Origin of the sequence: Pseudomonas sp. UME65 (genome assembly GCF_014170225.1) — a bacterium.
In the GTDB taxonomy this organism is placed as follows: Bacteria; Pseudomonadota; Gammaproteobacteria; order Pseudomonadales; family Pseudomonadaceae; genus Aquipseudomonas; species Aquipseudomonas protegens.
The window spans coordinates 255,352-280,213 of record NZ_LZZQ01000013.1 but is presented as its reverse complement, the minus strand read 5'-3'; the positions used below and the strand labels follow the sequence as shown (position 1 = coordinate 280,213).

The window sequence follows — 24,862 nt, the reverse complement described above, 5'->3', positions numbered from 1 at the left end:
ATCTCCTTGATCGCAGGGGCTCGGTGCCTCCGGTCAACGGGGCAGGCTGCCGAGTGGGGCTAAGCCCTTTGTTGCGGGCCTAGAAAATGGACTCTAGCCGCGCGCCGGGGTTCTGTTTTTTTTTGCGATGAAATGGAAAAGCCATGGGCGCCTTCCGCCAGGCGCAACCAAGGGGCGAAAACGCCCCTTGGTTGCGCGGCTCGATGGCTCAGACCGCCTTGGCCCGGGTGACCCGATCCACCAGGTAGACCAGCCCGTGATAGTCGATCCCGCCATGCTGGCTGAGGCCGATTTCACAGGTGCGGCTGGTGGAAATGCCTTCGCTGCAATACTGCACCGCGTCCTTGAGGCTGCGTAGGGAGTGGGCATTGAGTTCCGGGGTGGTGAAACCCTTGTCGCCGGCGAAACCACAGCAATGGATGCCTTCGGGGATCACCACGTTGTTGCTGCAACGCCGGGCCAGTTCGATCAGCGCCTGGCTCTCGCCCAGGTGCTGGGTGCTGCAGGTGACGTGCACCGCGATCGGCGCTTCCTGCGGCGTGAACTCCAGGCGCTCCAGCAGGTGGGTGCGGATGAAGCGCACCGGGTCGTAGAGGTCCAGGCGCACGTCCCCCAGGTCCTGCACCAGGCGCAGGGTGCAAGGGCTGGTGTCGCAGTAGATCGGGTCGAGGCCGCCCCGGCTGGCGTGGAGCAGGGCGCCGATCAGTTCCTGGCGCTTGTCCTCGGCCTGGGTGGCGTAGCCCTTGGAGGCGAACGGCTGGCCGCAGCACAGGTTGTCCAGGTTGTCCGGCAGCACAACTTGATAGCCGGCCTTTTCCAGCAGGCCGCGGGTTTTCTCGTAGAGTGAGCTTTGCTCCTTGTCGCCCGCCGCTGGCCCCATGACCCGGGACACACAGGCTGCCAGGTAAACCACCCGCGGACGCGCGTCGCTGACGCTCGGGCTGAAGCGGATGGCCTTTTCCGGCTGGGGCATGGCGCTGCTCCACTGCGGCACCTGGCCTTTGGACAGACGCGTCAGGCTCGCCGACAGCTTGCTCAGGCGCGGCGCGCCCAGGAGCATGCGCGCACCGTTGGCCACGTGCAGGGTGAAGCGGGCGCCCTGCAAGGTGGTGGCGAAGTGCGAGCCGAGCCAGTCGGCGGTGCCGTTATGGGTGGCGTGTTCACTGCGCAGTTTCTTCACCAGCTCGCCGGTGTTGATACCCACCGGGCAGCGCTGGGCGCACAGGCCGGTGGCGGCGCAGGTGTCGATGCCCTGGTACTGATAGGCCGCTTCCAGTTCCGTGGTGTCGATGCCGGCCCGTTTGCGTGCCTGGATATCACGCCAGATGACGATGCGCTGGCGCGGGCTCAGGGTCAGCCCCTTGGACGGGCACACCGGCTCGCAGAAGCCGCACTCGATGCACTTATCCACAATCTCGTCGGCCGCCGGCAGTGGCTTGAGGTGCTTGAGGTGGATCTGCGGATCTTCGCTGAGCACCACGTCCGGGTTGAGGATGCCGTTGGGGTCCAGCAGGCGCTTGAGCTGCCACATCAGCTGGTAGGCATCGCTGCCCCATTCCAGCTCGACGAAAGGTGCCATGTTGCGCCCGGTGCCGTGCTCGGCCTTCAGCGAACCGCCGAATTCCACCGCCACCAGTTGCGCCACGTCGTCCATGAACGCCTGGTAGCGGTTCACTTCCTCGCTGCTGTTGAAGCCCTGGGTGAAGACGAAGTGCAGGTTGCCCTCCAGGGCGTGGCCGAACAGGATCGCTTCGTCGTAGTGGTGCTTGTCGAACAGCTCGATCAGGCGGTTGACGCCGATGGCCAGCTGTTCCACGGGGAAGGTCACGTCTTCGATGATCACTGTGGTGCCGGTCTTGCGCACCGCGCCTACCGCCGGGAAGGTGTCCTTGCGGATCGCCCAGAGCTTGGCGTTTTCCTGCGGGTCTTCAGTGAAGTCCACCTGCTTTTCCACCGGGAAGGCGGCCAGGGAATTCATGATCTGCGCCAGTTGCTCATGCAGCAGTGATGAGGACGCGGCGCGGGACTCGATCAGCAGCGCGCAGGCGTTGGCCGAGAGTTGCTGGACGAAGGCCGGCATGCCGGGCTTGTCCTGCACCGAGCGCAGGCTGCGGCGGTCCAGCAGTTCCACCGCCGACACCGGCTGGCTCTTGAGCACGGTCACCGCGTTGCAGCAGGTTTCCACATCGGGAAAGACGATCAGCGCCGACGCCTTGTTCGGGTGGTCGATCACCGTGTCGTAGGTCACCGCGCTGATAAAGCCCAGGGTGCCCTCGGAGCCCACCAGCAGGTGGCTGAGGATGTCCAGCGGCTCGTCGAAATCCACCAGGGCATTGAGGGACAGGCCGGTGGTGTTTTTCAGCCGGTATTTGTGGCGGATTTTCGCGGCCAGTTCACTGTTGGCACGGGTGCTGCGGCCCAGTTCGGCCAGGCGCTCCAGCAACGGACCATGGCTGGCGCGGAAGGCGGCGATGCTGACCTCATCCTCGGTATCCAGACGCGTGCCATCGGCCAGTACCAGGCGAATGCCGGCCAGGGTGTGATAGGTGTTCTGCGCGGTGCCGCAGCACATGCCGCTGGCGTTGTTGGCGACGATGCCACCGATCTTGCAGGCGTTGATCGAGGCCGGATCGGGGCCGATCTTGCGCCCGAAAGGTGCCAGCCAGGCATTGGCCTGGGCGCCAATCACACCAGGCTGCAGACGAATCTGCGTACCCTGGTGGCGAATCTCCTTGCCGTTCCAGTTATCCCCCAGAACGATCAGCACCGAGTCGCTGATGGCTTGCCCGGAAAGGCTGGTGCCCGCCGCGCGGAAGGTCACCGGCACCCGGTCGCGCTGGGCCAGCTGGAGCAGGGTCACCACTTCATCTTCGGATTCGACGCGGATCACCAGCTTGGGGATCAGTCGGTAGAAGCTGGCGTCGGTGCCGAAGGCCAGGGTCGAGAGCGGGTCGTCGAAGCGCCGCTCCGGGGGGATCAGTTGCTGGGCGTCACGCAGAAAAGCGGTCGGTAGGCTCATTGGTCCTCCAGGATCAGCACCACCAGGTCTTTCGGGCCGTGGGCGCCGTAAGCCAGGACTTGCTCGATATCAGCGGTCTTCGACGGGCCGGATACCAGCAGCGCGTTGGTCGGCATGCCGGCGGCCCAGTTCATCTGTTGCTGCACCTGATAGAAGTTGTCGCGGATCTCGCTGGCCTTGAGCAGGGCGAAATGCACCGGCGGCACCAGGCTCATCAGCCGCGGCTCTTCCCGGGTTGGCCAGAGGATCAGGCTGCCGGTGGCGGCGATCGCGCCCAGGGTGGTGGTGAGGCTGGCCGGGGTGTCGTTGAACAGCTCGGCTTTCCATTCTTCCACCGGGCGGTCGTAGGCCTTGAGCGCCGGCAGTTGCGGCCGCTCGGCCCAGTACTGGGTGACCCGCTGGCCGTGGGGCGTGCCGGGGGCGATCAGCAGGCTGGGCAACTGGCGTTCCTGCAGCAGGCGGGCCAGCAGTTCGGGCCAACCGGCGCCGGTGCTCAGGTGGATTTCGGTGTGCACCGCTTCCATCTGTTTGCGCAGCTGCGGGATGCGTTGTTCCGCGCTGTAGCTGTAAGGCTCGGTGACCAGCGCCTCGTCGAAGTTATCCACAATCGGCGTGGTGCCGCTCAGGCTGTTGCGCAGCTTGGCGAGGATGTTGTGTTTCGCGCTCATCAGCGGTCTCCCTGCTTGTCCAGGTGCTCACGGGCCAGGTCGTGCAGCGACCGGGCGGCGGGTTTTGGCGCACTGTGGTTCTGCGTCCAGGGGCCGACCTTGCTCGGGGCGAGGGCGCGCAGGCGGGTGGCGGCCAGGGTGAACAGGCGATACAGGGTCGGCGAGCTGTTGAGGCGGGCCCAGGCGTTCCAGATGAAACGTTCCTTGCGCGAGTACTTGCTGCCCTGGCCGCGCATCACTTGATGGGGGCTGTCCGGGGCCTTGACGTTTTCTTCCCGCAGTCGGCGCAGCAGCGCCGGGATCGGGATCTTCACCGGGCAGACTTCGCCACAGGCGCCGCACAGCGACGAGGCGCTGGGGTGATCCGGCACCTTGGCCAGACCCACCATGTGCGGGGTGATGATCTTGCCGATCGGCCCCGGGTAGACCTCGCCATAAGTGTGGCCGCCGACCCGGGTGTAGACCGGGCAATGGTTCATGCAGGCGCCGCAGCGGATGCAGTTCAGGGTCTGGCGCAGTTCGCTGTCGGCAAACGCCTGGCTGCGGCCGTTGTCCAGTAGCACCAGATGCACTTCCTGGGGGCCGTCGAGCTCATGCTCTTTGCGCGGGCCGGAGATCATGTTGACGTAGGTAGTGATGGGCTGGCCCAGGGCCGAGCGGGTCAGCAGCGACAGCAGCGGCACCACGTCCCGCAGGTTCTCGACGACTTTCTCGATCCCGGTGACGGCGATGTGCACCGGCGGCACGGTGGTGGACATGCGCCCGTTGCCTTCGTTTTCCACCAGCAGCAGGGTGCCGGTCTCGGCCACGGCGAAGTTGACGCCGGAGACGCCGATATCGGCTTCGAAGAATTTCTGCCGCAAGACCTTGCGACCGATCTGAATGAGTTGGTCAACGTCCTTGGTGTACTCCACGCCGAGTTTGTCGTGGAACAAGGACGCGACCTGACCGGCATTCTTGTGGATCGCCGGCATAATGATGTGTGAAGGCTTCTCGTGATCGAGCTGGACGATGAACTCGCCCATGTCCGACTCAAGGCATTCAATGCCTTGTTCAGCGAGGACATGGTTCATTTCCATCTCTTCGCTGACCATCGATTTGCCCTTGATCACTTGCCGCGCCTCGTGAGCGCGGATGATCGAGAGGACGATGCCATTGGCTTCGTCCACCGTTTCCGCCCAGTGCACTGTCACACCGTTGCGGGTCAGGTTCTGTTCCAGGCGCTCGAGCAGGTCGGGCAGCTTGGACAACGCCCGGGCGCGAATCGCATTGCCCAGGGCGCGCAGGTGTTCTCTTTCGTGGGCATCGCTGAACGAGGCCGCACGCTTGGCCATGAGTGAATCCATGGCGCTGCGAAAGTTGTTTCGCAGTTGTTGGTCACCCAGGGCCTGGTGGGCCCGGGTGCGAAAATCGTCCGCCACGTTGGTGGTCGGAATCAGCTCTGGGGTGCTCATTGCGCACCTCCAGTACGTTGCCAGAGGAAGCTCGCCAGGTGCTGGCCGCGCAATGCCTCTTGTTGTTTCTCCAGCGCGCCGTTGATGTTCATCAGGCAGCCGCAATCGGCACTCAGTACCTGGTGGGCGCCGGATTCCTTCAGCGCCCGGGTCTTGTCCGCCACCATGGCGCCGGAGATGTCCGGCATTCGGACGCTGAAAGTCCCGCCAAAGCCACAGCATTCGCTTTCGTGGCTGTGTTCTACCCGTTCCACGTTGCTCAGCTGTGACAGCAACTCACGGCCGTGCAGGTGGGTGTTCATTTCCCGGCGTGCCGAGCAGGAGGTGTGCAGCGCCACCTTGACCGGTGCGCCGCTGTCCTTGAGCTGCACCTTGCACACGTGCAGGAGGAACTCGGCCAGTTCATAGGTGCGGGCGGCCAGGGCCTGCACCTGTTTCAGCGTTTCGGGCTCGTCCTTGAACAAGTCCGCGTAATGCTCGCGCAACATGCCTGCGCAGGAACCCGACGGCACCACCACCGGATAGTCGCCGGCAAACAGCGCCAGTTGCGAGCGGGCCACGGTGCGCGCCTGCTCGGTGTAACCCGAGGTGTAGGCCGGTTGTCCGCAGCAGCTTTGCCCTTGCGGGTACTCCACGCGAATGCCTTCGCGCTCCAGCAGGTGAATCGCGTCCATCCCGGCTTCGGGATAGAACAGGTCGACCACGCAGGTGCCAAACAGGTAGACCCGCGCCGGCTTCGCACTGGGGTACTGCCGGGGTTCGGCCAGCGGCGGTGCGACACGGGTCGCATTGGGCACGGCGTTGTAGAAAAGCTCGCTCATCAGGCGTGTCTCCGGGTGGTCCCGGTTATTCGTCCGTTGCGGCGGCTGAAAGATAAACCAGCAAGCTTTCAGCAGCCTTGCAGACCGGGTGGTGAATGACTGACGCCGCGGGTGAGGGCGGCGTCGGCTCTTTCGGTGTCGCTTAGTGCACCAGCATGCCGGTGAACCAGTAGGCCTGAGCCAGGGTGATCAGACCGACAATAGTGGCAAAGAACAGGCTGTGCTTGAGGGTGAAGCGGAACAGGTCGGATTCCTTGCCCACCAGGCCGGTGGCGGCGCAGGCCACGGCGATCGATTGCGGCGAGATCATCTTGCCGGTCACGCCGCCACTGGTGTTGGCCGCGACCAGCAGGGTGTCATTGACCCCGATCTGGTGCGCGGTGGTGGCCTGCAGCGAACTGAACAGGGCGTTGGACGAGGTATCGGAACCAGTGAGGAACACTCCGAGCCAGCCCAGGAACGGCGAGAAGAACGGAAACGCTGCGCCCGTCGCCGCCAGGACCAGGGCCATGGTCGAAGACATGCCCGAGTAGTTGGTGACGAAGGCGAACGCCAGCACCATGCCGATGGACAGGATTGGCCAGCGCAGCTCGTAGAAGGTCTCTTTCAAAGTGGTCAGACCAGTTTTGAAGTCGATCTTCAGTACCAGCATGGAGATCAGCGCGGAGAAGAAGATCGCCGTGCCGGTGGCCGAGATCGGGTCGAGCTTGAATACCGCCGGGATGGCCGTTGGCGTGGTCACGATCGGCGCCATCTTGATCACCAGCTGATCCAGGTGCGGGATGGCGAAGTTGAACACCCAGCCGTACATCGAGCCGCCGGCAGCGAACATGGCCTTGAAGGGCTTGAGGGTCCAGATGGTCACCAGCACGGTGAGGATCAGGAACGGCGACCAGGCCTTGAAGATCTGGCCCAGGCTGTAGGGTGAGGCCTGGGTTTGGCGTGGCTGGCCGAAGCCACCGGCACTGGCGGTGATGGCCGCGCTGGAGGTGGCACCGGCAATCTGCGCGCCGGCGGTGCGCTTGGGTTGCCAGATCTTCAGGAACAGGGTCAGGGAGATCAGGCTGGCCAGGGCCGAGGTGATGTCCGGCAGTTCCGGGCCGATGAAGTTCGAGGTGAAGTACTGGGTGACGGCGAAGCTCAGGCCTGCCACCAGAGCGGCCGGCCAGGTCTCTTTGACGCCACGCATGCCGTCCATCATGAACACCAGCCAGAACGGCACGAACAGCGACAGCAGCGGCAGTTGGCGGCCAGTCATGGCGCCGATCTTGAAGGCGTCGATGCCGGTCACCTGGCCGGCGACGATGATCGGAATCCCCAGGGCGCCGAAGGCCACGGGCGCGGTGTTGGCGATCAGGCACAGGCCGGCGGCGTACAGCGGGTTGAAGCCAAGGCCCACTAGCAGGGCGGCGGTGATCGCCACTGGCGCACCGAAGCCTGCCGCACCTTCGAGGAAGGCGCCGAAGCAGAAACCGATCAGCAGCACCTGCAGGCGCTGGTCGTCGGTGATCGACAGCACCGAGCTGCGGATGATTTCGAACTGGCCGCTCTTCACGGTCAGCTTGTAGAGGAAAACGGCGGCGACAATGATCCAGGCGATGGGCCACAGACCGTAGGCAAATCCATAGCCAGCGGCAGCGAGGGCCATGTCGGCGGGCATCTGGAAGGCGAAGATCGCCACCAGGATCGACAAGGCCAGGGTGATACTCCCGGCGACGTGTCCTTTGAGACGGAACACGGCCAGAGCCAGGAAGAAGAACACGATCGGGATGACGGCGGCGAGGGCGGACAGGCCGAGGCTGCCAAGCGGGCTATAGAGCTGTTGCCAGGTTTGCATAATGGGGTGGCCCCTAATTGTTGTTGGTCAGGCACTGCTAGCGTCTTGGTTAATTGGTAAGACCAATTTACAATCGCTGTTGGCTAGGGTAAAAGCCTTGTGCTCGGTGTGTCAATTTGCCGCCCTAAAACTTTTGTCGAATGCGCTATGGCGCGGGCATCTGATCGGTGCAAATGGCCGTGTTCTGACAGGTGTTGGCGCGCCATGAATAGGCCAGAATAGAGCCCCCCGGCGAAGGGTCGGGAGGGGGGAGAGTGAGTTATGGGGTTTGATCAGATACGCCAGCGCCGTTTGTCCGACGATATCGTCGAGCGTCTGGAAGGGATGATTCTTGAAGGCACCTTGACGGCCGGCGAGCGGCTGCCGGCCGAGCGCGCCCTGGCCGAGCAGTTTGGTGTCTCCCGGCCCTCACTGCGCGAGGCGATCCAGAAGCTCACGGCCAAGGGGCTGCTGATCAGCCGCCAGGGTGGCGGCAACTACGTGGTGGAATCCCTGGGCTCGACCTTCAGCGATCCTCTGCTGCACCTGCTGGAAAACAACACCGATGCCCAGCGCGACCTGCTGGAGTTCCGGCATACGCTGGAAGCGTCCTGCGCCTATTACGCGGCGCTGCGGGCGACGGCAGTGGATCGTGAGCGACTGACTCAAGCCTTCGAGGAGTTGCAGGATTGTTATTCCCGTTCCGACGATGTCAGTCGTGCCGAGGAGGGTGCGGCGGATGCCAAGTTCCACTTGGCGATTGCCGAGGCCAGCCACAACGCCGTGCTGCTGCACACCATCCGCGGGCTGTTCGACCTGCTCAAACGCAACGTGGTGACCAACATCGGTGGCATGTACAAGCAGCGCACGGAAACCCGCGACATGCTGATCAGCCAGCACCGCGACCTGTACCAGGCAATTATCGAAGGGCGGGCCGAAGAGGCGCGGGAAATCTCCAGCCGGCACATTCTCTATGTGCAGGAAGTGCTCGAAGAAGTGCGTCAGGAAGTGCAGCGAGTGGCCCGGGCCGAACGGCGCAAGGGCATGTAATGCAAATCGCCGGCAAGCCGGCTCCTACCTGGGTGTTGTAGGAGCCGGCTTGCCGGCGAAAGCGACCTCAAGGCAGGAAGATCAGTCTTCCTTGCCCTTGGTGCGCACCGCACGCTGCAGTTCGCGATCGGAATCGCGCTCGCGTTCGGTATGACGCTTGTCGTATTCCTTCTTGCCCTTGCCCAGTGCGATCTCACACTTGACCAGGTGCTTGCTCCAGTAGAGCGAAAGGCATACGCAGGCATAACCCTTCTGTTGCACGGCGGCAAACAGCTTTTCCAGCTCGCGCTGGTTGAGCAGCAGCTTGCGCGAGCGCGTAGGGTCGGCAATGACGTGGGTGCTGGCGGTGGTCAATGGCGTGAAGTGGCTGCCGAGCAACCAGGCTTCACCATCCTTGAGCAGCACATAACTGTCCACCAGCTGTGCCTTACCTGCACGCAGACTCTTTACTTCCCAGCCGGCCAGGACCATGCCAGCCTCGAACCGATGTTCGATGAAGTAATCGTGACGCGCCTTTTTATTTTGCGCGATGGTCCCTGTTGGGTGTTTCTTCTGTTTAGCCATAGGGGCGGCATTATAGGGAGTTGCGCGCGCGTCGGCTACGGTGACGCAGCGTGCTTGAGCAGGTTGATTGAATCCCGGACAATGCGCGCTCTTTTTTTTCGGTTGGGCGTGTTAACGATGTCGACAGACAGGGTCTCTGTCCACGGCGGCTGGGCAAGCCGCTGGGTCTTTATACTCGCTGCAACTGGTTCGGCCGTGGGCCTGGGGAGCATCTGGAAATTCCCCTACATGGTCGGCGTCTATGGTGGTGGTGCCTTTGTCCTGGTGTTTCTGGCGTGTATTGCGCTGATCGGGTTGCCGGTGATGCTGGCGGAAACCCTGATTGGCCGCCGCGCGCGGCAAAGCCCGGCGAATGCCCTGAAGGTGCTGGCCCTGGAGGCCGGGCATTCGGCCAGGTGGTCCTGGGGCGCCTTTGCCGGAATGATCACGGCGCTGCTGATTCTCTCCTTCTATAGCGTGGTGGGTGGTTGGTCCCTGGACTACATCATCGACATGGGGCGCGGCGATTTTCAGGGTGTCACGGCGGATCAGGTCGGCGCCTATTTTTCCGCGGTGACGGCCGACCCCTGGCGCCTGACCCTGTGGCACACGCTGTTCATGCTGTTGTCGGCGCTGGTGATTGCCAAGGGTGTGGTGGCCGGGCTTGAGCGCAGCCTGCGGGTCATGATGCCGCTGCTGTTCGTGATGCTGCTGGTGCTGCTGGGCTACAGCATGACCACCGGGCACTTCATGCAGGGCCTGCACTTCATGTTCGACTTCAGCCTGGAGCGTTTGCTCGACGGGCTGTTGCCAGCCATGGGGCACGCGTTCTTTTCCCTCAGCGTGGGAGTGGGCTCGATCATGATCTACGGCGCCTACATGCCCAAGCATTCATCCCTGGCCGGCACCGTGGTCGGGGTGGCGCTGCTGGATACCTTCGTTTCGCTGGTGGCTGGGATGGCCCTGTTCCCCATTGTATTTGCCGCCGGGCTGAACCCCAGCGAAGGGCCGGGGCTGATGTTCATCAGCCTGCCGTTTGCCTTCGGGAATGTGGCGTTCGGCCAGCTTATGGGCGTAGTGTTCTTTATCCTGGTGGCGATCGCTGCCTGGAGTTCGGCCATTTCCTTGTTGGAGCCGATGGTGGCTTATCTCGTCGAGAGGACTAAAATCCGCCGCGGCTGGGTGACATTCTGGCTGGCGTTCAGTTGCTGGTTCGTGGGATTGGGAACGGTGTTCTCTTTCAACATCTGGCAACAGGCCAAATTTTTCGTGAACGAAGGCGGCGTTTTTCATCTCTACCAATGGGGCGCGGCCGGCGGTCTGGACTTCTTTGGTGTGATCGACTTTTTCACCTCGCGGATCATGTTGCCTCTTGGCGGTTTGTGCTTCGTGGTATTTGCAGGTTGGGTGATGGGCCGTGAGGCAGTTCGTGATGAGCTGTCGTTACGTAGCCCGCTGTTGTTCACTCTGGCCTTGTTTTTGATGCGCTATGTGGCGCCCGTCGGCATTCTTGTGGTGTTTGCCGCCCAGTTGTGGAAATGAAGCTCACATGACGACCCATATTCAACGTTCGGCCCTTCTGCCCTATCCGGCGCAGTTCCTTTACGACCTGGTCAATGACGTGGCCCGGTACCCGGAGTTTCTGCCCTGGTGCTCGTCGGCCGAGGTGCTGGAAAGCAGTGAAGAGCGGATGCGCGCGAGCCTGGCGGTGGCCAAGGGCGGCATGAGCCAGCGCTTCGTTACCTGCAACAATCTGGTGCCGGGGCAGTCGATCGAGATGAATCTGGAGGAGGGGCCATTCAATCAGTTGCATGGCGTGTGGGTGTTCAAGCCGCTGGGCGAGAAGGCCTGCAAGATCAGCCTTGATCTGTCTTTCGATTATGCGGGGCCTTTGGTTCGAGCGACCTTGGGGCCGCTGTTCAACCAGGCGGCGAATACCCTGGTGGACGCTTTCTGCCAGCGGGCCAAGCAGTTGCATGGCTGAGCCGATGATTTCGATTGAGGTGGCCTACGCGGCTGTCGATCGCCAGGCGTTGATCAGTGTGCAGGTGCCTCAGGGGTCGACGCTGCGTGCAGCCTTGCAGGCTTCAGCCATCGGGCAGCAGTTTCCCGAACTGGATCTGGCGGCTTGTCCGGTGGGGATCTTCGGCAAGCAGGTCAGTGACCCTGAACAGCATGTGATTCAGGCGGGGGATCGGATCGAGGTCTATCGCCCATTGCTGGCCGATCCGAAAGAGGTTCGGCGTCTGCGGGCGGCGAAAGCGGCCGAGGCTCGCAAGCGCGAATCGTGATTGATGGTGACAGGCAATAAAAAGCCCGGGCATGCCCGGGCTTTTTTATTTCGCCACAAATTATTCCGGCGAAGTATCCAGTGGTTCAGGCGTAGGAACTGGCACGGTTTTCACGCCATCCACGTCCTTCTGGATCTGGTCGAGCAGCGAGCCAGGCTTGGCTGGTTTCTCGGCTTTTGGTTTCTCGACGTTCTCGGCAGGCGCTGTCACGGTGTTGGCGCTGTCCTTGCCCAGCAGGGCTTCGTCGCGGCTTACACCTGGCATGAAGTCACCGGCCAAGCTGACCAACTGGTCGTTGCCGTTGAAGATCAGGCTCACGCGTTCCTGTTGGCGTTCACCACCACCAGGCTGCAGGCTGTAGAGATAATCCCAGCGATCGGCATGGAACGTGTCGGTCAACAGAGGGTTGCCCATGATAAACCGTACTTGCCGTCGGGTCATTCCGGGGCGCAACTGGTCTATCATGTCCTGCGTGACGACATTGCCCTGCTGGATGTCGATTTTGTAAACCCCGGGGAATGAACAACCGGCGAGTGCGAGCAGTCCCACGAAGGTGAAACTGGTTAGCAAGAGCTTGGTGTTTTGCATCGGTGGGCGACTTCCACTATCTTGGCTGGGACAACGTAAACCCCGATCATACCCGCATTAAGAGAAGCTGCGAAGCAGCATCGGCGAGAAAGCTGACCATGGTTGAAAATAGCGAACTACGTAAAGCCGGCCTCAAAGTGACTCTGCCACGAGTCAAAATTCTACAAATGCTCGATTCCACCGAGCAGCGGCACATGAGCGCCGAGGATGTCTACAAGGCGCTGATGGAAGCTGGTGAGGATGTGGGTCTGGCCACGGTTTACCGTGTACTGACTCAATTCGAAGCAGCCGGACTGGTGGTACGCCATAATTTTGATGGCGGTCACGCTGTATTCGAGCTGGCGGATGGCGGTCACCACGACCATATGGTCAACGTGGAGTCTGGTGAAGTGATCGAATTCTTCGACGAAGAAATCGAAAAGCTTCAGAAGGCGATTGTCGAAAAGCACGGTTTCGAGTTGGTGGATCACAATCTTGTGCTGTACGTGCGCAAGAAGAAGTAAGCCCCTCACGCGGCGTTTATCGTCGTGAAACGATCGAAGGCGACCCTAGGGTCGCCTTCGTGTTTTGTGCCTATATAAAAGAAGCGCTGAAGGTTCAGGTCTTGGCGGTCACCACCATTTTCTTGGCGTGGGCCAGAGACTCCTTGGTCAGGTCGATGCCGCCGAGCATCCGCGCTACCTCCTCGACCCTCTCATTCTTGCCCAGCTTGGATACTGCGGTATGAGTGGCATCGCTGCCGCGCACCTTGTGCACGAACAGATGCTGATGCCCCTGGGCGGCGACTTGCGGCAGGTGTGTCACGGTCAATACCTGGCCGCGTTCGCCGAGGCGGCGCAGCAGCTGGCCGACGATCTCGGCTGTCGGGCCGCCAATCCCCACGTCGACTTCGTCGAATACCAGTGTGGGAACCCGCGAGGTCTGCGCGGTGATGACCTGGATCGCCAGGCTGATACGTGACAGCTCACCGCCGGACGCGACTTTCGCCAGGGCCTTGAGGGGTTGCCCGGGGTTGGCACTGACCAGCAGTTCCACCTGCTCCAGGCCGTTGGGCAGCAGTTCATCGCTGCTGTTGGCGCGCAGTTCGATGGTGAAGCGCCCTCCGGGCATGCCCAGGCGCTGGATTTCCTGCTCCACTGCGCTGGCCAGGCTGGTCGCGGCCTGCTGGCGCAACTGGCTCAGTTCCTGGGCTTTCTCCTGATAATGACGAGCGAAGGATTGCAGCTCTTCGCCCAGCCGTTCGATGGATTCGTCATTGGCGTCCAGAGTCTCGATTTCATCCAGCAGGGTTTGCTGCATGGAGGCGAGTTCGAAGGGCTGGATGCGATGCTTGCGCGCCAGGGTATAGATGGCGTCGAGGCGTTCTTCGAGTTGTTGCAGGCGTGCCGGATCAGCGTCGAAGTGGTCAAGGAAACGATTCAACTCGCCCACGGCTTCTTCGACCTGGATCTGCGCGCTGGCCAGCAGGTTGGTGGCCTCGCCCAGGGAGCCCGAGGAGTTGCCGATGCTCGACAGGCGGTTGAGGCTGACAGTCAGGGCGTTCAGGACATTGCCTGAATCACTTTCGCTGCATTGCTCCACCACCTGGCGGCAGATGCCCAGCAGGGTTTCGGCATTGGTCAGGTTCTTGTGCTCCTGCTCCAGCTGTTCGAGTTCATTTTCCCCGAGCCCCAGGTTTTCCAGTTCTTCGAGCTGGTAGCTGAGCAGTTGATGGCGAGCGCGCTGCTCGTCGCCGGAGTTGGACAGGCGCTCCAGCTCCAGGCGGGTCTGGCGCCAGCGCTGCGCAGCCAGTTGCACCTGGCGCGCCAGGTCGGTTGCGCCGGCGTACTCATCTAGCAGGCGCCTATGGGTATCGGTCTTGAGCAGCGACTGGTGTTCATGCTGGCTGTGGATATCGATCAGCAGTTCGCCCAGGGCTTTCAAGTCTCCGAGCGGGCAGGGCGTACCGTTGATATAGCCGCGGGAACGTCCTTCTGCCGTGATGACCCGACGCAGGATGCACGGGCCGTCGGTGTCCAGGTCACGCTCGGCCAGCCAGGCGTGGGCCTCGGGGATATCCGCCAGATCGAAGGTGGCGAGGATATCGGCCTTGTCGGCTCCGGGGCGTACCACGCCGCTGTCGGCACGATCACCCAGGGTCAGGCCGAGCGCGTCGAGCATGATCGACTTGCCGGCACCGGTCTCGCCGGTAATGACGCTCATCCCGCGATCGAGTTCCAGATCCAGGTGTTCGACGATGGCGTAATTGTGTACGGACAGGTGCACCAGCATTAAGGCCGCTCCCAAACTAGATGTCTGGTTATTTATACAGTGTTTTGTTTCGGGCTGACAATGCTTTCCCTTAGCTCGATTTGCTTGGTCGTTCTGGCTTTTTAGTGCGCTCGGTAATGTCCACATACAGGATTTATCGGGTCGGAACGACTTTTGCTGTGGCTGCGGGCTTGAACCTTGAAAATGCGACCCCATATAGCTGGGCAGAAGAGTGAGCCCGGCTCACAGACGATATTGAAAGGAGAATTTCATGGCTGACGAACAGACGCTGGATACGCAAAATCTAGACGCCAATCAGGCTCCCGAGGCATCGGGTGATGACCTGGCGGCTCGTGTACAAGTGCTCGAAGAGCAACTGGCTGGCGCGCAGGATCAGGCTTTGCGTGTTGCTGCCGATCTGCAGAACGTCCGCCGCCGCGCTGAGCAGGACGTGGAGAAAGCTCACAAATTCGCGCTGGAGAAGTTTGCCGGCGACCTGCTGCCGGTGATCGACAGCCTGGAACGTGGCCTGGAGCTGTCCAACCCGGACGACGAAAGCATCCGCCCGATGCGTGAAGGCATCGAGCTGACCTTGAAGATGTTCCACGACACCCTCAAGCGTTATCAGCTGGAAGCCATCGATCCACACGGCGAACCCTTCAACGCTGAACAGCATCAGGCCATGGCCATGCAGGAAAGCGCGGATGTCGAGCCGAACAGTGTTCTGAAAGTGTTCCAGAAGGGCTACCAGCTCAACGGTCGCCTGCTGCGCCCGGCCATGGTCGTGGTCAGCAAGGCTCCTGCACCGGTTTCGCCTTCGATTGACGAAAAGGCTTGAAAACGGCTGTAGAGCCCCCATTTATCAGTCAAGCGTTTAAGTGCTACCGCAGTTTGCCACCACAGCTGCGGCATCCAAATCCAAAGTTTCGGGAGAGTTAACATGGGCAAGATTATCGGTATTGACTTGGGGACCACCAACTCGTGCGTCTCCATTCTTGAAAACGGCAACGTAAAAGTTATCGAAAACGCTGAAGGCGCGCGTACCACGCCGTCGATCATCGCGTACGCCAACGATGGCGAAATCCTGGTAGGTCAGTCGGCCAAGCGTCAGGCTGTCACCAACCCGCACAACACCCTGTACGCAGTAAAGCGTCTGATCGGTCGTCGCTTCGACGAAGAAGTTGTGCAGAAAGACATCCAGATGGTCCCTTACAAGATCGTCAAGGCTGACAACAACGACGCCTGGGTTGAAGTGAACGGCCAGAAAATGGCTCCGCCACAAATCTCGGCTGAAATCCTCAAGAAAATGAAGAAGACCGCCGAAGACTACCTCGGCGAAGCCGTGACCGAAGCGGTCATCACTGTTCCGGCCTACTTCAACGACAGCCAGCGCCAGGCGACCAAAGACGCCGGCCGCATCGCAGGCCTGGACGTCAAACGTATCATCAACGAACCAACCGCAGCCGCTCTGGCCTACGGTATGGACAAGGCCAAGGGCGATCACACCGTGATCGTTTACGACCTGGGCGGTGGTACTTTCGACGTTTCGGTGATCGAAATCGCTGAAGTCGATGGCGAGCACCAGTTCGAAGTGCTGGCCACCAACGGTGACACCTTCCTCGGTGGTGAAGACTTCGACATCCGCTTGATCGACTACCTGGTTGATGAGTTCAAGAAAGAAAGCGGCATGAACCTCAAGGGTGACCCGCTGGCCATGCAGCGCCTGAAAGAAGCTGCCGAGAAAGCCAAGATCGAGCTGTCCTCGAGCCAGCAGACCGACGTCAACCTGCCGTACATCACTGCAGATGCCACCGGTCCTAAGCACCTGAACGTGAAGATTTCCCGCGCCAAGCTGGAGTCGCTGGTTGAAGACCTGGTTCAGCGCACCATCGAGCCTTGCCGTATCGCGCTCAAAGACGCCGGTATCGACGTGGGTTCGATCAACGACGTGATCCTGGTCGGCGGCCAGACCCGTATGCCGCTGGTACAGAAGACCGTAACCGACTTCTTCGGTAAGGAAGCCCGCAAGGACGTCAACCCGGACGAAGCTGTTGCCATGGGTGCTGCCATCCAGGGTGCGGTACTGGCCGGCGACGTGAAAGACGTACTGCTGCTGGACGTCAGCCCGCTGACCCTGGGTATCGAAACCATGGGTGGCGTGATGACCGCGCTGATCGAGAAAAACACCACGATTCCTACCAAGAAATCCCAAGTGTTCTCGACTGCCGACGACAACCAGGGCGCAGTGACCATTCACGTACTGCAGGGCGAGCGCAAGCAAGCCGCGCAGAACAAGTCCCTGGGCAAGTTCGACCTGGCCGACATTCCACCAGCTCCACGTGGCGTGCCGCAGATCGAAGTGACCTTCGACATCGACGCCAACGGCATCCTGCACGTAGGTGCGAAGGACAAGGCTACCGGCAAGACTCAGTCGATCGTGATCAAGGCCAACTCGGGTCTGTCGGATGAAGAGATCCAGCAGATGATCCGTGACGCGGAAGCCAACTCGGAAGAGGATCGCAAGTTCGAAGAACTGGCCACCGCCCGTAACCAGGGTGATGCGCTGGTGCACTCGACTCGCAAGATGGTGGCTGACGCCGGTGACAAAGTGACCGCGGAAGAGAAAACCGCAATCGAAGCCGCCGTGGTTGCCCTGGAAGCTGCCGTCAAGGGCGACGACAAGGCCGCCATCGACGCCAAGGTCGAAGAGCTGTCGAAAGTCTCGGCCCCGGTTGCCCAGAAGATGTACGCCGAACAGGCCCAGCCTGCAGAAGGCGCGGCACCGCACGCCGAGTCCGCTGAAAAAGCCGACGATGTCGTCGACGCCGAGTTCGAAGAAGTAAAAGACCACAAGTAATGGCTTGTTGGTCGGCCGGTTGACTGCCTTTGGGCGGTGACTGGTAGGATGTCGCCGCGCGGGAGCTTGCTCCCGCGTTGGCGTGTCTGGAGTCAGCGAAATTTTGACGGCGTACAAGCTCCGTTTGTGCGCTGGCGGTCGGGTCGGAGAAGCTCCTGCTTTCCGGCTGTGATGACCGCAATGGTCGGCCCGCAACCGGGTTGGCTTTCCAAGACCAGGATCGTTGAATTGACGTGAGTTGGGTCCGGGCCTGTATTGGGGCTCAGCGAGTTTGGCAGAGCTCAGGAGGGTTTGCCGGACGTCCTTAAGAGTGCAAAGACTTATGGCAAAGCGTGACTATTACGAAGTGTTGGGTGTGGAGCGTGGCTCCAGCGATGCGGAGCTGAAAAAGGCTTACCGTCGCTTGGCGATGAAGCATCACCCGGACCGTAATCCCGGCGACAAAGCGTCGGAGGACATGTTCAAGGAGGCCAACGAGGCCTACGAAGTACTGTCCGATTCCAGCAAGCGTGCCGCGTATGACCAGTACGGCCACGCTGGTGTCGACCCGAGCATGGGTGGCGGGGGTGCCGGCTTCGGCGGGCAGAACTTCTCCGATATCTTCGGTGACGTGTTCAGTGATTTCTTCGGTGGCGGTCGCGGCGGTTCCCGTGGCGGTGCGCAACGCGGCAGCGACCTGCGTTACACCCTGGAGTTGAACCTGGAAGAGGCGGTGCGTGGCACCACGGTGAATATCCGTGTGCCGACACTGGTCAACTGCAAGCCATGCGATGGTTCGGGCGCCAAGAAGGGGTCTTCCCCTGTCACTTGTCCGACCTGTGGCGGTATTGGTCAGGTGCGCATGCAGCAGGGTTTCTTCTCGGTGCAGCAGACCTGCCCGCGCTGCCATGGCCAGGGCAAGATCATTTCCGATCCGTGCGATTCGTGCCACGGCGAAGGTCGGGTCGAAGAGTACAAGACGCTGTCGGTGAAAGTGCCGGCAGGTGTCGATACCGGCGACCGTATTCGTCTGTCCGGCGAAGGCGAGGCGGGGACCCAGGGTGGCCCGACTGGCGACCTGTATGTGGTGATCAATGTGCGTGAGCACGCGATCTTCCAGCGCGACGGCAAGCACCTGTTCTGTGAAGTGCCCATCAGCTTCGTAGATGCGGCGTTGGGTGGCGAGCTGGAGATTCCGACCCTGGATGGTCGGGTCAAGCTGAAGATTCCCGAAGGAACTCAGACCGGCAAGCAGTTCCGGATTCGTGGCAAGGGCGTTGCTCCCGTGCGTGGCGGCGGTGCCGGCGACCTGATGTGCCGGGTTGCGGTGGAGACGCCAGTGAACCTGAGTCGTCGTCAGCGCGAGCTGCTGGAAGAGTTGCGTGGTTCGCTGGACGACGACAATTCTCACTCGCCGAAAACTACCGGCTGGTTCGAGGGCGTCAAGCGCTTCTTCGGCGACCTGTAAGGAGTAACGCATGCGACGTATAGCAGTGATGGGCGCCGCTGGGCGCATGGGCAAGACCCTGGTCGAGGCCGTGCAACTGCGTTCGCCGCTCTCCGGGCTGACCGCGGCGATCGTGCGTCCGGGCAGTTCTCTGGTGGGGGCGGATGCGGGTGAGCTGGCATCCCTGGGGCGTCTTGGCGTGCCGATGTCCGACAGCCTGGAGAAGGTGGTTGATGAGTTCGATGTACTGATCGACTTCACCTTGCCGGAAGTGATGCTCAAGAACCTGGCGTTCTGCCGCAAGGCAGGCAAGGCCATGGTGATCGGTACCACCGGCCTGGGTGCCAGGGAAAAGCAATTGCTGGCCGAGGCGGGCAAGGAGATTCCGATCGTCTTCGCTGCCAACTTCAGTGTTGGGGTCAACCTGTCGCTGAAGCTGCTGGATATGGCGGCTCGGGTGCTGGGTGATGATGCGGATATCGAGATCATCGAGGCGCATCACCGACACAAGATCGATGCGCCATCGGGCACCGCCCTGCGCATGGGTGAGGTGATCGCCAGCGCTCTGGGGCGCGATCTGCAGCAGGTCGCGGTGTATGGTCGTGAAGGCCATACCGGCGCCCGTGAGCGTGAAACCATCGGCTTCGCCACGGTTCGTGGTGGCGATGTGGTGGGGGATCACACCGTGCTGTTTGCCACTGAGGGCGAGCGCCTGGAGATTACCCACAAGGCCTCCAGTCGCATGACCTTCGCCAAGGGCGCGGTGCGTGCCGCGCTGTGGCTGGACGGGCGCGAGGCTGGTCTTTACGACATGCAGGATGTGCTGGATCTGCGTTGAGATGCATCTGATGCAGGGTTGAAGCGTAATGCTTGGACCATGCTTCAAACCGCCAAGCGATGACCTGTCGCATTCCTCTGCCTTTAGGGCTCATTAGCGGTGGACCGAAAAAGCCTTTTTCTGTAAGCTACAGCTTTAGTGTGTCCACTAAAAGCGCGCAGATAATTCGACGAAGAAGCGGGGTGACGTGTCTATACGTCATTCCGCTTTTTTGCAACCTGCGATCGCCCTTTCAGGCTCTATTTACGGGAGGTCTTCTTGACTAAGCCAGCCATACTCGCCCTTGCTGATGGCAGCATTTTTCGTGGCGAAGCCATTGGAGCCGACGGTCAAACCGTTGGTGAGGTGGTGTTCAACACCGCAATGACCGGCTATCAGGAAATCCTTACCGATCCTTCCTACGCCCAGCAAATCGTTACCCTGACTTACCCTCACATCGGCAACACCGGCACCACGCCGGAAGATGCCGAGTCCGACCGAGTCTGGTCGGCTGGCCTGGTCATCCGTGACCTGCCGCTGGTGGCCAGCAACTGGCGTAACACCCTGTCTCTGTCCGATTACCTGAAAGCCAACAACGTGGTGGCAATCGCTGGTATCGACACCCGTCGCCTGACCCGCATCCTGCGTGAGAAAGGTGCACAGAACGGCTGCATCATGGCCGGTGACAACATTTCCGAAGAAGCGGCGATCGCTGCAGCGCGCGGCTTCCCTGGCCTCAAAGGCATGGACCTGGCGAAAGTCGTCAGCACCAAGGAAAGCTACGAGTGGCGTTCGACTGTCTGGGATCTGAAGACCGACAGCCACGCCACCATCGAGGCTTCCGAGCTGCCGTATCACGTGGTTGCCTACGACTACGGGGTCAAGCTGAATATCCTGCGCATGCTGGTGGAGCGCGGTTGCCGCGTCACCGTGGTGCCTGCCCAGACCCCAGCGAGCGATGTGCTGGCTCTCAAGCCTGACGGTGTGTTCCTGTCCAACGGCCCAGGTGACCCCGAGCCTTGCGACTACGCCATCAAGGCGATCAAGGAAATCCTCGAAACCGAGATTCCGGTGTTCGGCATCTGCCTGGGTCACCAACTGCTGGCCCTGGCTTCCGGTGCCAAGACCCTGAAAATGGGTCACGGCCACCACGGCGCCAACCACCCGGTCCAGGACCTGGACTCCGGCGTGGTCATGATCACCAGCCAGAACCACGGTTTTGCGGTGGATGAAGCCACGCTGCCGGGCAACGTCCGGGCGATCCACAAGTCGCTGTTCGACGGCACCCTGCAGGGTATCGAACGTACCGACAAGAGCGCGTTCAGCTTCCAGGGCCACCCTGAAGCCAGCCCGGGCCCGAACGATGTGGCGCCGCTGTTCGACCGCTTCATCAACGAGATGGCCAAGCGACGCTAAGCGCTCGCCTTGAAAATGTAGCGAGCAGCGCCTGAGGGCGGCCCCGGCGAGTCCGGCGGAATAATCCCCTCAGGTGCCTCAGAGAATGTTCAAGACGGCTTGCCGACTGACCTGCGGATTTGAGTGACAACCCATGCCAAAACGTACAGACATTAAAAGCATCCTGATTCTTGGCGCTGGCCCGATCGTGATCGGCCAGGCCTGCGAATTCGACTACTCCGGCGCCCAGGCTTGCAAGGCCCTGCGCGAAGAGGGTTACCGGGTCATCCTGGTGAACTCCAACCCGGCCACCATCATGACCGACCCGGCCATGGCCGACGCCACCTACATCGAGCCGATCAAGTGGCAGACCGTTGCCAAGATCATCGAGAAAGAGCGTCCGGACGCGCTGCTGCCGACCATGGGCGGCCAGACTGCGCTGAACTGCGCCCTGGACCTGGAACGTGAAGGCGTCCTGGAGAAGTTCGGCGTAGAGATGATCGGCGCCAACGCCGACACCATCGACAAGGCTGAAGACCGTTCGCGCTTCGACGCTGCCATGAAGTCCATCGGCCTGGCGTGCCCGCGCTCCGGTATTGCCCACAGCATGGAAGAGGCCAATGCGGTCCTCGACAAGCTGGGCTTCCCTTGCATCATCCGTCCATCCTTCACCATGGGTGGCACCGGTGGTGGCATCGCCTACAACCGTGAAGAGTTCGAAGAAATCTGCGCCCGCGGTCTGGACCTGTCGCCGACCAAGGAACTGCTGATCGACGAATCCCTGATCGGCTGGAAAGAGTACGAGATGGAGGTGGTCCGCGATAAGAAGGACAACTGCATCATCGTCTGCTCCATCGAGAACTTCGACCCGATGGGCGTGCACACCGGTGACTCCATCACCGTGGCTCCGGCACAGACCCTGACCGACAAGGAATACCAGATCCTGCGTAATGCCTCCCTGGCGGTGCTGCGCGAGATCGGTGTGGAAACTGGCGGTTCCAACGTGCAGTTCGGTATCTGCCCGAACACAGGCCGCATGGTCGTGATCGAGATGAACCCGCGGGTGTCCCGTTCCTCGGCGCTGGCTTCGAAAGCCACCGGTTTCCCGATCGCCAAGGTCGCGGCCAAGCTGGCTGTTGGCTACACTCTGGACGAGCTGTCCAACGATATTACCGGCGGCAAGACCCCGGCGTCCTTCGAGCCGTCCATCGACTACGTCGTGACCAAGCTGCCACGCTTCGCCTTCGAGAAGTTCTCCAAGGCCGACGCGCGCCTGACCACCCAGATGAAGTCGGTGGGTGAGGTCATGGCCATCGGTCGGACCTTCCAGGAATCCCTGCAGAAAGCCCTGCGTGGTCTGGAAGTGGGCGTTTGCGGCCTGGATCCCAAGCTCGACCTGAGCAATCCGGAAAGCATGAACGTGCTCAAGCGCGAGCTGACCGTGCCCGGCGCCGAGCGTATCTGGTACGTGGCTGATGCCTTCCGTGCCGGCATGACCGTCGAGCAGATCTTCGGCATGAACATGATCGATCCTTGGTTCCTGGTGCAGATCGAAGACCTGATCAAGGAAGAAGAGAAGGTCAAGACCCTGGGCCTGTCGGCCATCGACCGCGACCTGATGTTCCGCCTCAAGCGCAAAGGCTTCTCCGACCAGCGTCTGGCCAAGCTGCTGGGCGTGACCGAGAAGAACCTGCGCACACATCGTCAGAAGCTGGAAGTGTTCCCGGTCTACAAGCGCGTCGACACCTGCGCCGCCGAGTTCGCCACCGACACCGCGTACCTGTACTCGACTTATGAAGAAGAGTGCGAAGCCGCACCTTCGACCCGTGACAAGATCATGATTCTGGGCGGTGGTCCAAACCGTATCGGCCAGGGCATCGAGTTCGACTACTGCTGCGTACACGCCGCCCTGGCGCTGCGCGACGATGGTTACGAAACCATCATGGTCAACTGCAACCCGGAAACCGTTTCCACCGACTACGACACTTCGGATCGCCTGTACTTCGAGCCAGTGACCCTGGAAGACGTGCTGGAAATCGTCCGTGTCGAGAAGCCAAAAGGCGTGATCGTGCAGTACGGCGGCCAGACTCCGCTGAAACTGGCTCGTGCCCTGGAAGCCGCCGGCGTGCCGATCATCGGCACCAGCCCAGACGCTATCGACCGCGCCGAAGACCGTGAGCGCTTCCAGCAGATGGTCGAACGCCTGAACCTGCGTCAGCCACCAAACGCTACCGTGCGCAGCGAAGACGAAGCGATTCGTGCCGCCGCCAAGATCGGTTACCCGCTGGTGGTGCGTCCGTCCTACGTGCTGGGCGGCCGGGCGATGGAAATCGTCTACGAGGAAGATGAGCTCAAGCGCTACCTGCGAGAAGCGGTGCAAGTGTCCAACGACAGCCCGGTGCTGCTGGATCACTTCCTCAACTGCGCCATTGAAATGGACGTGGATGCGGTCTGCGACGGCACCGACGTAGTGATCGGCGCCATCATGCAGCACATCGAGCAGGCTGGCGTTCACTCCGGTGACTCTGCGTGCTCGCTGCCGCCGTACTCGCTGCCGGCGCACATCCAGGACGAGATGCGCGAACAGGTCAAGAAAATGGCCCTGGAGCTGGGTGTGGTTGGCCTGATGAACGTGCAGCTGGCCCTGCAGGGCGATCAGATCTACGTCATCGAAGTGAACCCGCGCGCTTCCCGGACCGTGCCGTTCGTTTCCAAGTGCATCGGTGTCTCCCTGGCGATGATCGCTGCTCGTGTGATGGCCGGTAAGACCCTGAAAGAGCTGGGCTTCACCAAGGAAATCATTCCGAACTTCTACAGCGTCAAGGAAGCGGTATTCCCGTTTGCCAAGTTCCCGGGTGTCGACCCGATCCTCGGCCCAGAGATGAAGTCCACCGGTGAAGTGATGGGCGTGGGCGACACCTTCGGCGAAGCCTTTGCCAAGGCACAGATGGGTGCCAGCGAGGTGCTGCCGACCGGCGGTACTGCGTTCATCAGCGTGCGCGACGATGACAAGCCTCTGGTTGCAGGCGTGGCCCGTGATCTGATCAACTTGGGCTTCGAAGTGGTCGCTACTGCGGGCACCGCCAAGCTGATCGAGGCGGCCGGTCTGAAAGTGCGTCGTGTGAACAAGGTGACTGAAGGTCGTCCGCATGTGGTCGATATGATCAAGAACGACGAAGTCACTCTGATCATCAACACCACCGAAGGCCGTCAGTCGATTGCTGACTCTTATTCCATTCGTCGTAACGCCTTGCAGCACAAGATCTACTGCACCACCACCATTGCTGCTGGCGAAGCTATCTGTGAAGCGTTGAAGTTCGGTCCGGAAAAGACCGTGCGTCGCTTGCAGGATCTACACGCAGGATTGAAGGCATGAATAAATACCCAATGACCGTCCAGGGCGCGCGCGCCCTGGAAGAAGAGCATGCTCACCTGACCAAGGTCGTGCGTCCGAAGCTCAGCCAGGACATCGGTACGGCCCGCGAGTTGGGTGACCTGAAGGAAAACGCCGAATACCATGCCGCTCGCGAACAGCAGGGCATGGTAGAGGCGCGGATCCGCGATATTGAAGGCCGCCTGCAGAACTCGGTGGTCATCGATGTCACGACCATTCCCCATACCGGCAAGGTGATCTTTGGCACCACGGTAGAAATCGCCAACGTCGAAACTGACGAAAGCGTCACCTACCAGATCGTGGGTGAGGACGAGGCTGACATCAAACTCGGTAAAATTTCCGTCGGCTCGCCGATCGCTCGCGCCTTGATTGCCAAGGAAGAGGGTGATGTGGTGGCGGTCAAAACGCCTGGTGGCGTTATCGAGTACGAGATTGTCGAAGTCCGTCACATCTGAAAGAAGGCGCCCGCTGCA

The 24,862-nt window shown here is 61.3% G+C and carries 20 protein-coding genes; 12 read left to right on the top strand and 8 right to left on the bottom strand.

Annotation, left to right across the window (positions count from 1 at the left end; genetic code table 11):
• Positions 1 to 208 precede the first annotated feature (208 nt).
• From A9971_RS16035 to A9971_RS16015, 5 genes are all read right to left on the bottom strand, one after another.
• A complete protein-coding gene (locus A9971_RS16035; protein ID WP_015634103.1) occupies positions 209 to 3,019 on the bottom strand; it encodes an FAD-binding and (Fe-S)-binding domain-containing protein in 2,811 nt (936 codons plus the stop codon).
• A complete protein-coding gene (locus A9971_RS16030) occupies positions 3,016 to 3,687 on the bottom strand; it encodes a lactate utilization protein C (RefSeq protein WP_072451309.1) in 672 nt (223 codons plus the stop codon). Before A9971_RS16030 ends, A9971_RS16035 begins: the two co-directional genes overlap by 4 nt.
• Positions 3,687 to 5,141 (bottom strand): LutB/LldF family L-lactate oxidation iron-sulfur protein, encoded by a 1,455-nt coding sequence (locus A9971_RS16025; RefSeq protein ID WP_065364634.1) that lies wholly within the window; start codon positions 5,139 to 5,141, stop codon positions 3,687 to 3,689. Before A9971_RS16025 ends, A9971_RS16030 begins: the two co-directional genes overlap by 1 nt.
• Positions 5,138 to 5,962 (bottom strand): (Fe-S)-binding protein, encoded by an 825-nt coding sequence (locus A9971_RS16020; RefSeq protein WP_065364633.1) that lies wholly within the window; start codon positions 5,960 to 5,962, stop codon positions 5,138 to 5,140. The genes A9971_RS16025 and A9971_RS16020 overlap by 4 nt, the downstream gene beginning before the upstream one ends.
• A gap of 142 nt (positions 5,963 to 6,104) precedes the next feature.
• Entirely contained in the window at positions 6,105 to 7,799 is a 1,695-nt protein-coding gene (locus A9971_RS16015) for a lactate permease LctP family transporter (RefSeq protein ID WP_019095641.1), read from the bottom strand.
• A 261-nt stretch (positions 7,800 to 8,060) separates the two neighbouring features.
• Here A9971_RS16015 and A9971_RS16010 point away from each other — a divergent pair, with 261 nt between their 5' ends.
• Positions 8,061 to 8,828, top strand: a complete 768-nt coding sequence (locus A9971_RS16010) for an FCD domain-containing protein (RefSeq protein WP_072451306.1) — start codon at positions 8,061 to 8,063, stop codon at positions 8,826 to 8,828.
• A gap of 81 nt (positions 8,829 to 8,909) precedes the next feature.
• On the opposite strand, the gene smpB is transcribed toward A9971_RS16010, so the two are convergent.
• Positions 8,910 to 9,392, bottom strand: a complete 483-nt coding sequence (gene smpB, locus A9971_RS16005) for an SsrA-binding protein SmpB (protein WP_011059180.1) — start codon at positions 9,390 to 9,392, stop codon at positions 8,910 to 8,912.
• 117 nt (positions 9,393 to 9,509) lie between these two features.
• Between smpB and A9971_RS16000 the strand changes: the two genes are divergently transcribed.
• Genes A9971_RS16000 through A9971_RS15990 form a run of 3 tightly spaced genes read left to right on the top strand, consistent with a single transcriptional unit; the run spans position 9,510 to position 11,662 of the window.
• The gene (locus A9971_RS16000; RefSeq protein WP_161467229.1) at positions 9,510 to 10,913 is read left to right on the top strand and encodes a sodium-dependent transporter; all 1,404 of its coding nucleotides are present in this window, start codon (positions 9,510 to 9,512) and stop codon (positions 10,911 to 10,913) included.
• 7 nt (positions 10,914 to 10,920) lie between these two features.
• The gene (locus A9971_RS15995) at positions 10,921 to 11,355 is read left to right on the top strand and encodes a type II toxin-antitoxin system RatA family toxin (protein WP_011059182.1); all 435 of its coding nucleotides are present in this window, start codon (positions 10,921 to 10,923) and stop codon (positions 11,353 to 11,355) included.
• A complete protein-coding gene (locus A9971_RS15990; protein WP_053149012.1) occupies positions 11,348 to 11,662 on the top strand; it encodes an RnfH family protein in 315 nt (104 codons plus the stop codon). The genes A9971_RS15995 and A9971_RS15990 overlap by 8 nt, the downstream gene beginning before the upstream one ends.
• Positions 11,663 to 11,722: 60 nt before the next feature.
• Here the strand turns inward: A9971_RS15990 and A9971_RS15985 are convergent, their stop codons facing one another.
• Positions 11,723 to 12,250 (bottom strand): outer membrane protein assembly factor BamE, encoded by a 528-nt coding sequence (locus A9971_RS15985; RefSeq protein ID WP_011059184.1) that lies wholly within the window; start codon positions 12,248 to 12,250, stop codon positions 11,723 to 11,725.
• 98 nt (positions 12,251 to 12,348) lie between these two features.
• Here A9971_RS15985 and fur point away from each other — a divergent pair, with 98 nt between their 5' ends.
• Positions 12,349 to 12,753, top strand: a complete 405-nt coding sequence (gene fur / locus A9971_RS15980; RefSeq protein ID WP_011059185.1) for a ferric iron uptake transcriptional regulator — start codon at positions 12,349 to 12,351, stop codon at positions 12,751 to 12,753.
• Positions 12,754 to 12,847: 94 nt separating this feature from the next.
• Here fur and recN read toward each other — a convergent pair whose 3' ends face one another.
• Positions 12,848 to 14,521 carry a DNA repair protein RecN gene (recN, locus tag A9971_RS15975; RefSeq protein WP_183001326.1) on the bottom strand — a complete coding sequence of 558 codons (1,674 nt, stop codon included), beginning with the start codon at positions 14,519 to 14,521 and terminating at the stop codon, positions 12,848 to 12,850.
• Between the two features lie 250 nt (positions 14,522 to 14,771).
• On the opposite strand from recN, the gene grpE reads away from it, so the two are divergent.
• From grpE to greA, 7 genes are all read left to right on the top strand, one after another.
• Entirely contained in the window at positions 14,772 to 15,338 is a 567-nt protein-coding gene (gene grpE, locus A9971_RS15970; RefSeq protein ID WP_011059187.1) for a nucleotide exchange factor GrpE, read from the top strand.
• A gap of 102 nt (positions 15,339 to 15,440) precedes the next feature.
• On the top strand, positions 15,441 to 17,357 hold the full coding sequence (dnaK, locus tag A9971_RS15965) for a molecular chaperone DnaK (RefSeq protein WP_011059188.1): 1,917 nt from the start codon (positions 15,441 to 15,443) through the stop codon (positions 17,355 to 17,357).
• Positions 17,358 to 17,679: 322 nt separating this feature from the next.
• On the top strand, positions 17,680 to 18,804 hold the full coding sequence (dnaJ, locus tag A9971_RS15960) for a molecular chaperone DnaJ (protein ID WP_015634112.1): 1,125 nt from the start codon (positions 17,680 to 17,682) through the stop codon (positions 18,802 to 18,804).
• Between the two features lie 10 nt (positions 18,805 to 18,814).
• Positions 18,815 to 19,621, top strand: coding sequence for a 4-hydroxy-tetrahydrodipicolinate reductase (dapB, locus tag A9971_RS15955; protein WP_011059190.1), 807 nt, complete (start codon positions 18,815 to 18,817; stop codon positions 19,619 to 19,621).
• A 258-nt stretch (positions 19,622 to 19,879) separates the two neighbouring features.
• Positions 19,880 to 21,016: a glutamine-hydrolyzing carbamoyl-phosphate synthase small subunit gene (carA, locus tag A9971_RS15950; protein ID WP_011059191.1), complete on the top strand. Its 1,137-nt coding sequence runs from the start codon at positions 19,880 to 19,882 to the stop codon at positions 21,014 to 21,016.
• Positions 21,017 to 21,149: 133 nt separating this feature from the next.
• Positions 21,150 to 24,371 (top strand): carbamoyl-phosphate synthase large subunit, encoded by a 3,222-nt coding sequence (carB, locus tag A9971_RS15945; RefSeq protein WP_011059192.1) that lies wholly within the window; start codon positions 21,150 to 21,152, stop codon positions 24,369 to 24,371.
• Complete coding sequence (greA, locus tag A9971_RS15940; RefSeq protein ID WP_011059193.1) at positions 24,368 to 24,844, top strand: transcription elongation factor GreA; 477 nt, start codon at positions 24,368 to 24,370, stop codon at positions 24,842 to 24,844. Before carB ends, greA begins: the two co-directional genes overlap by 4 nt.
• Positions 24,845 to 24,862: the final 18 nt, after the last annotated feature.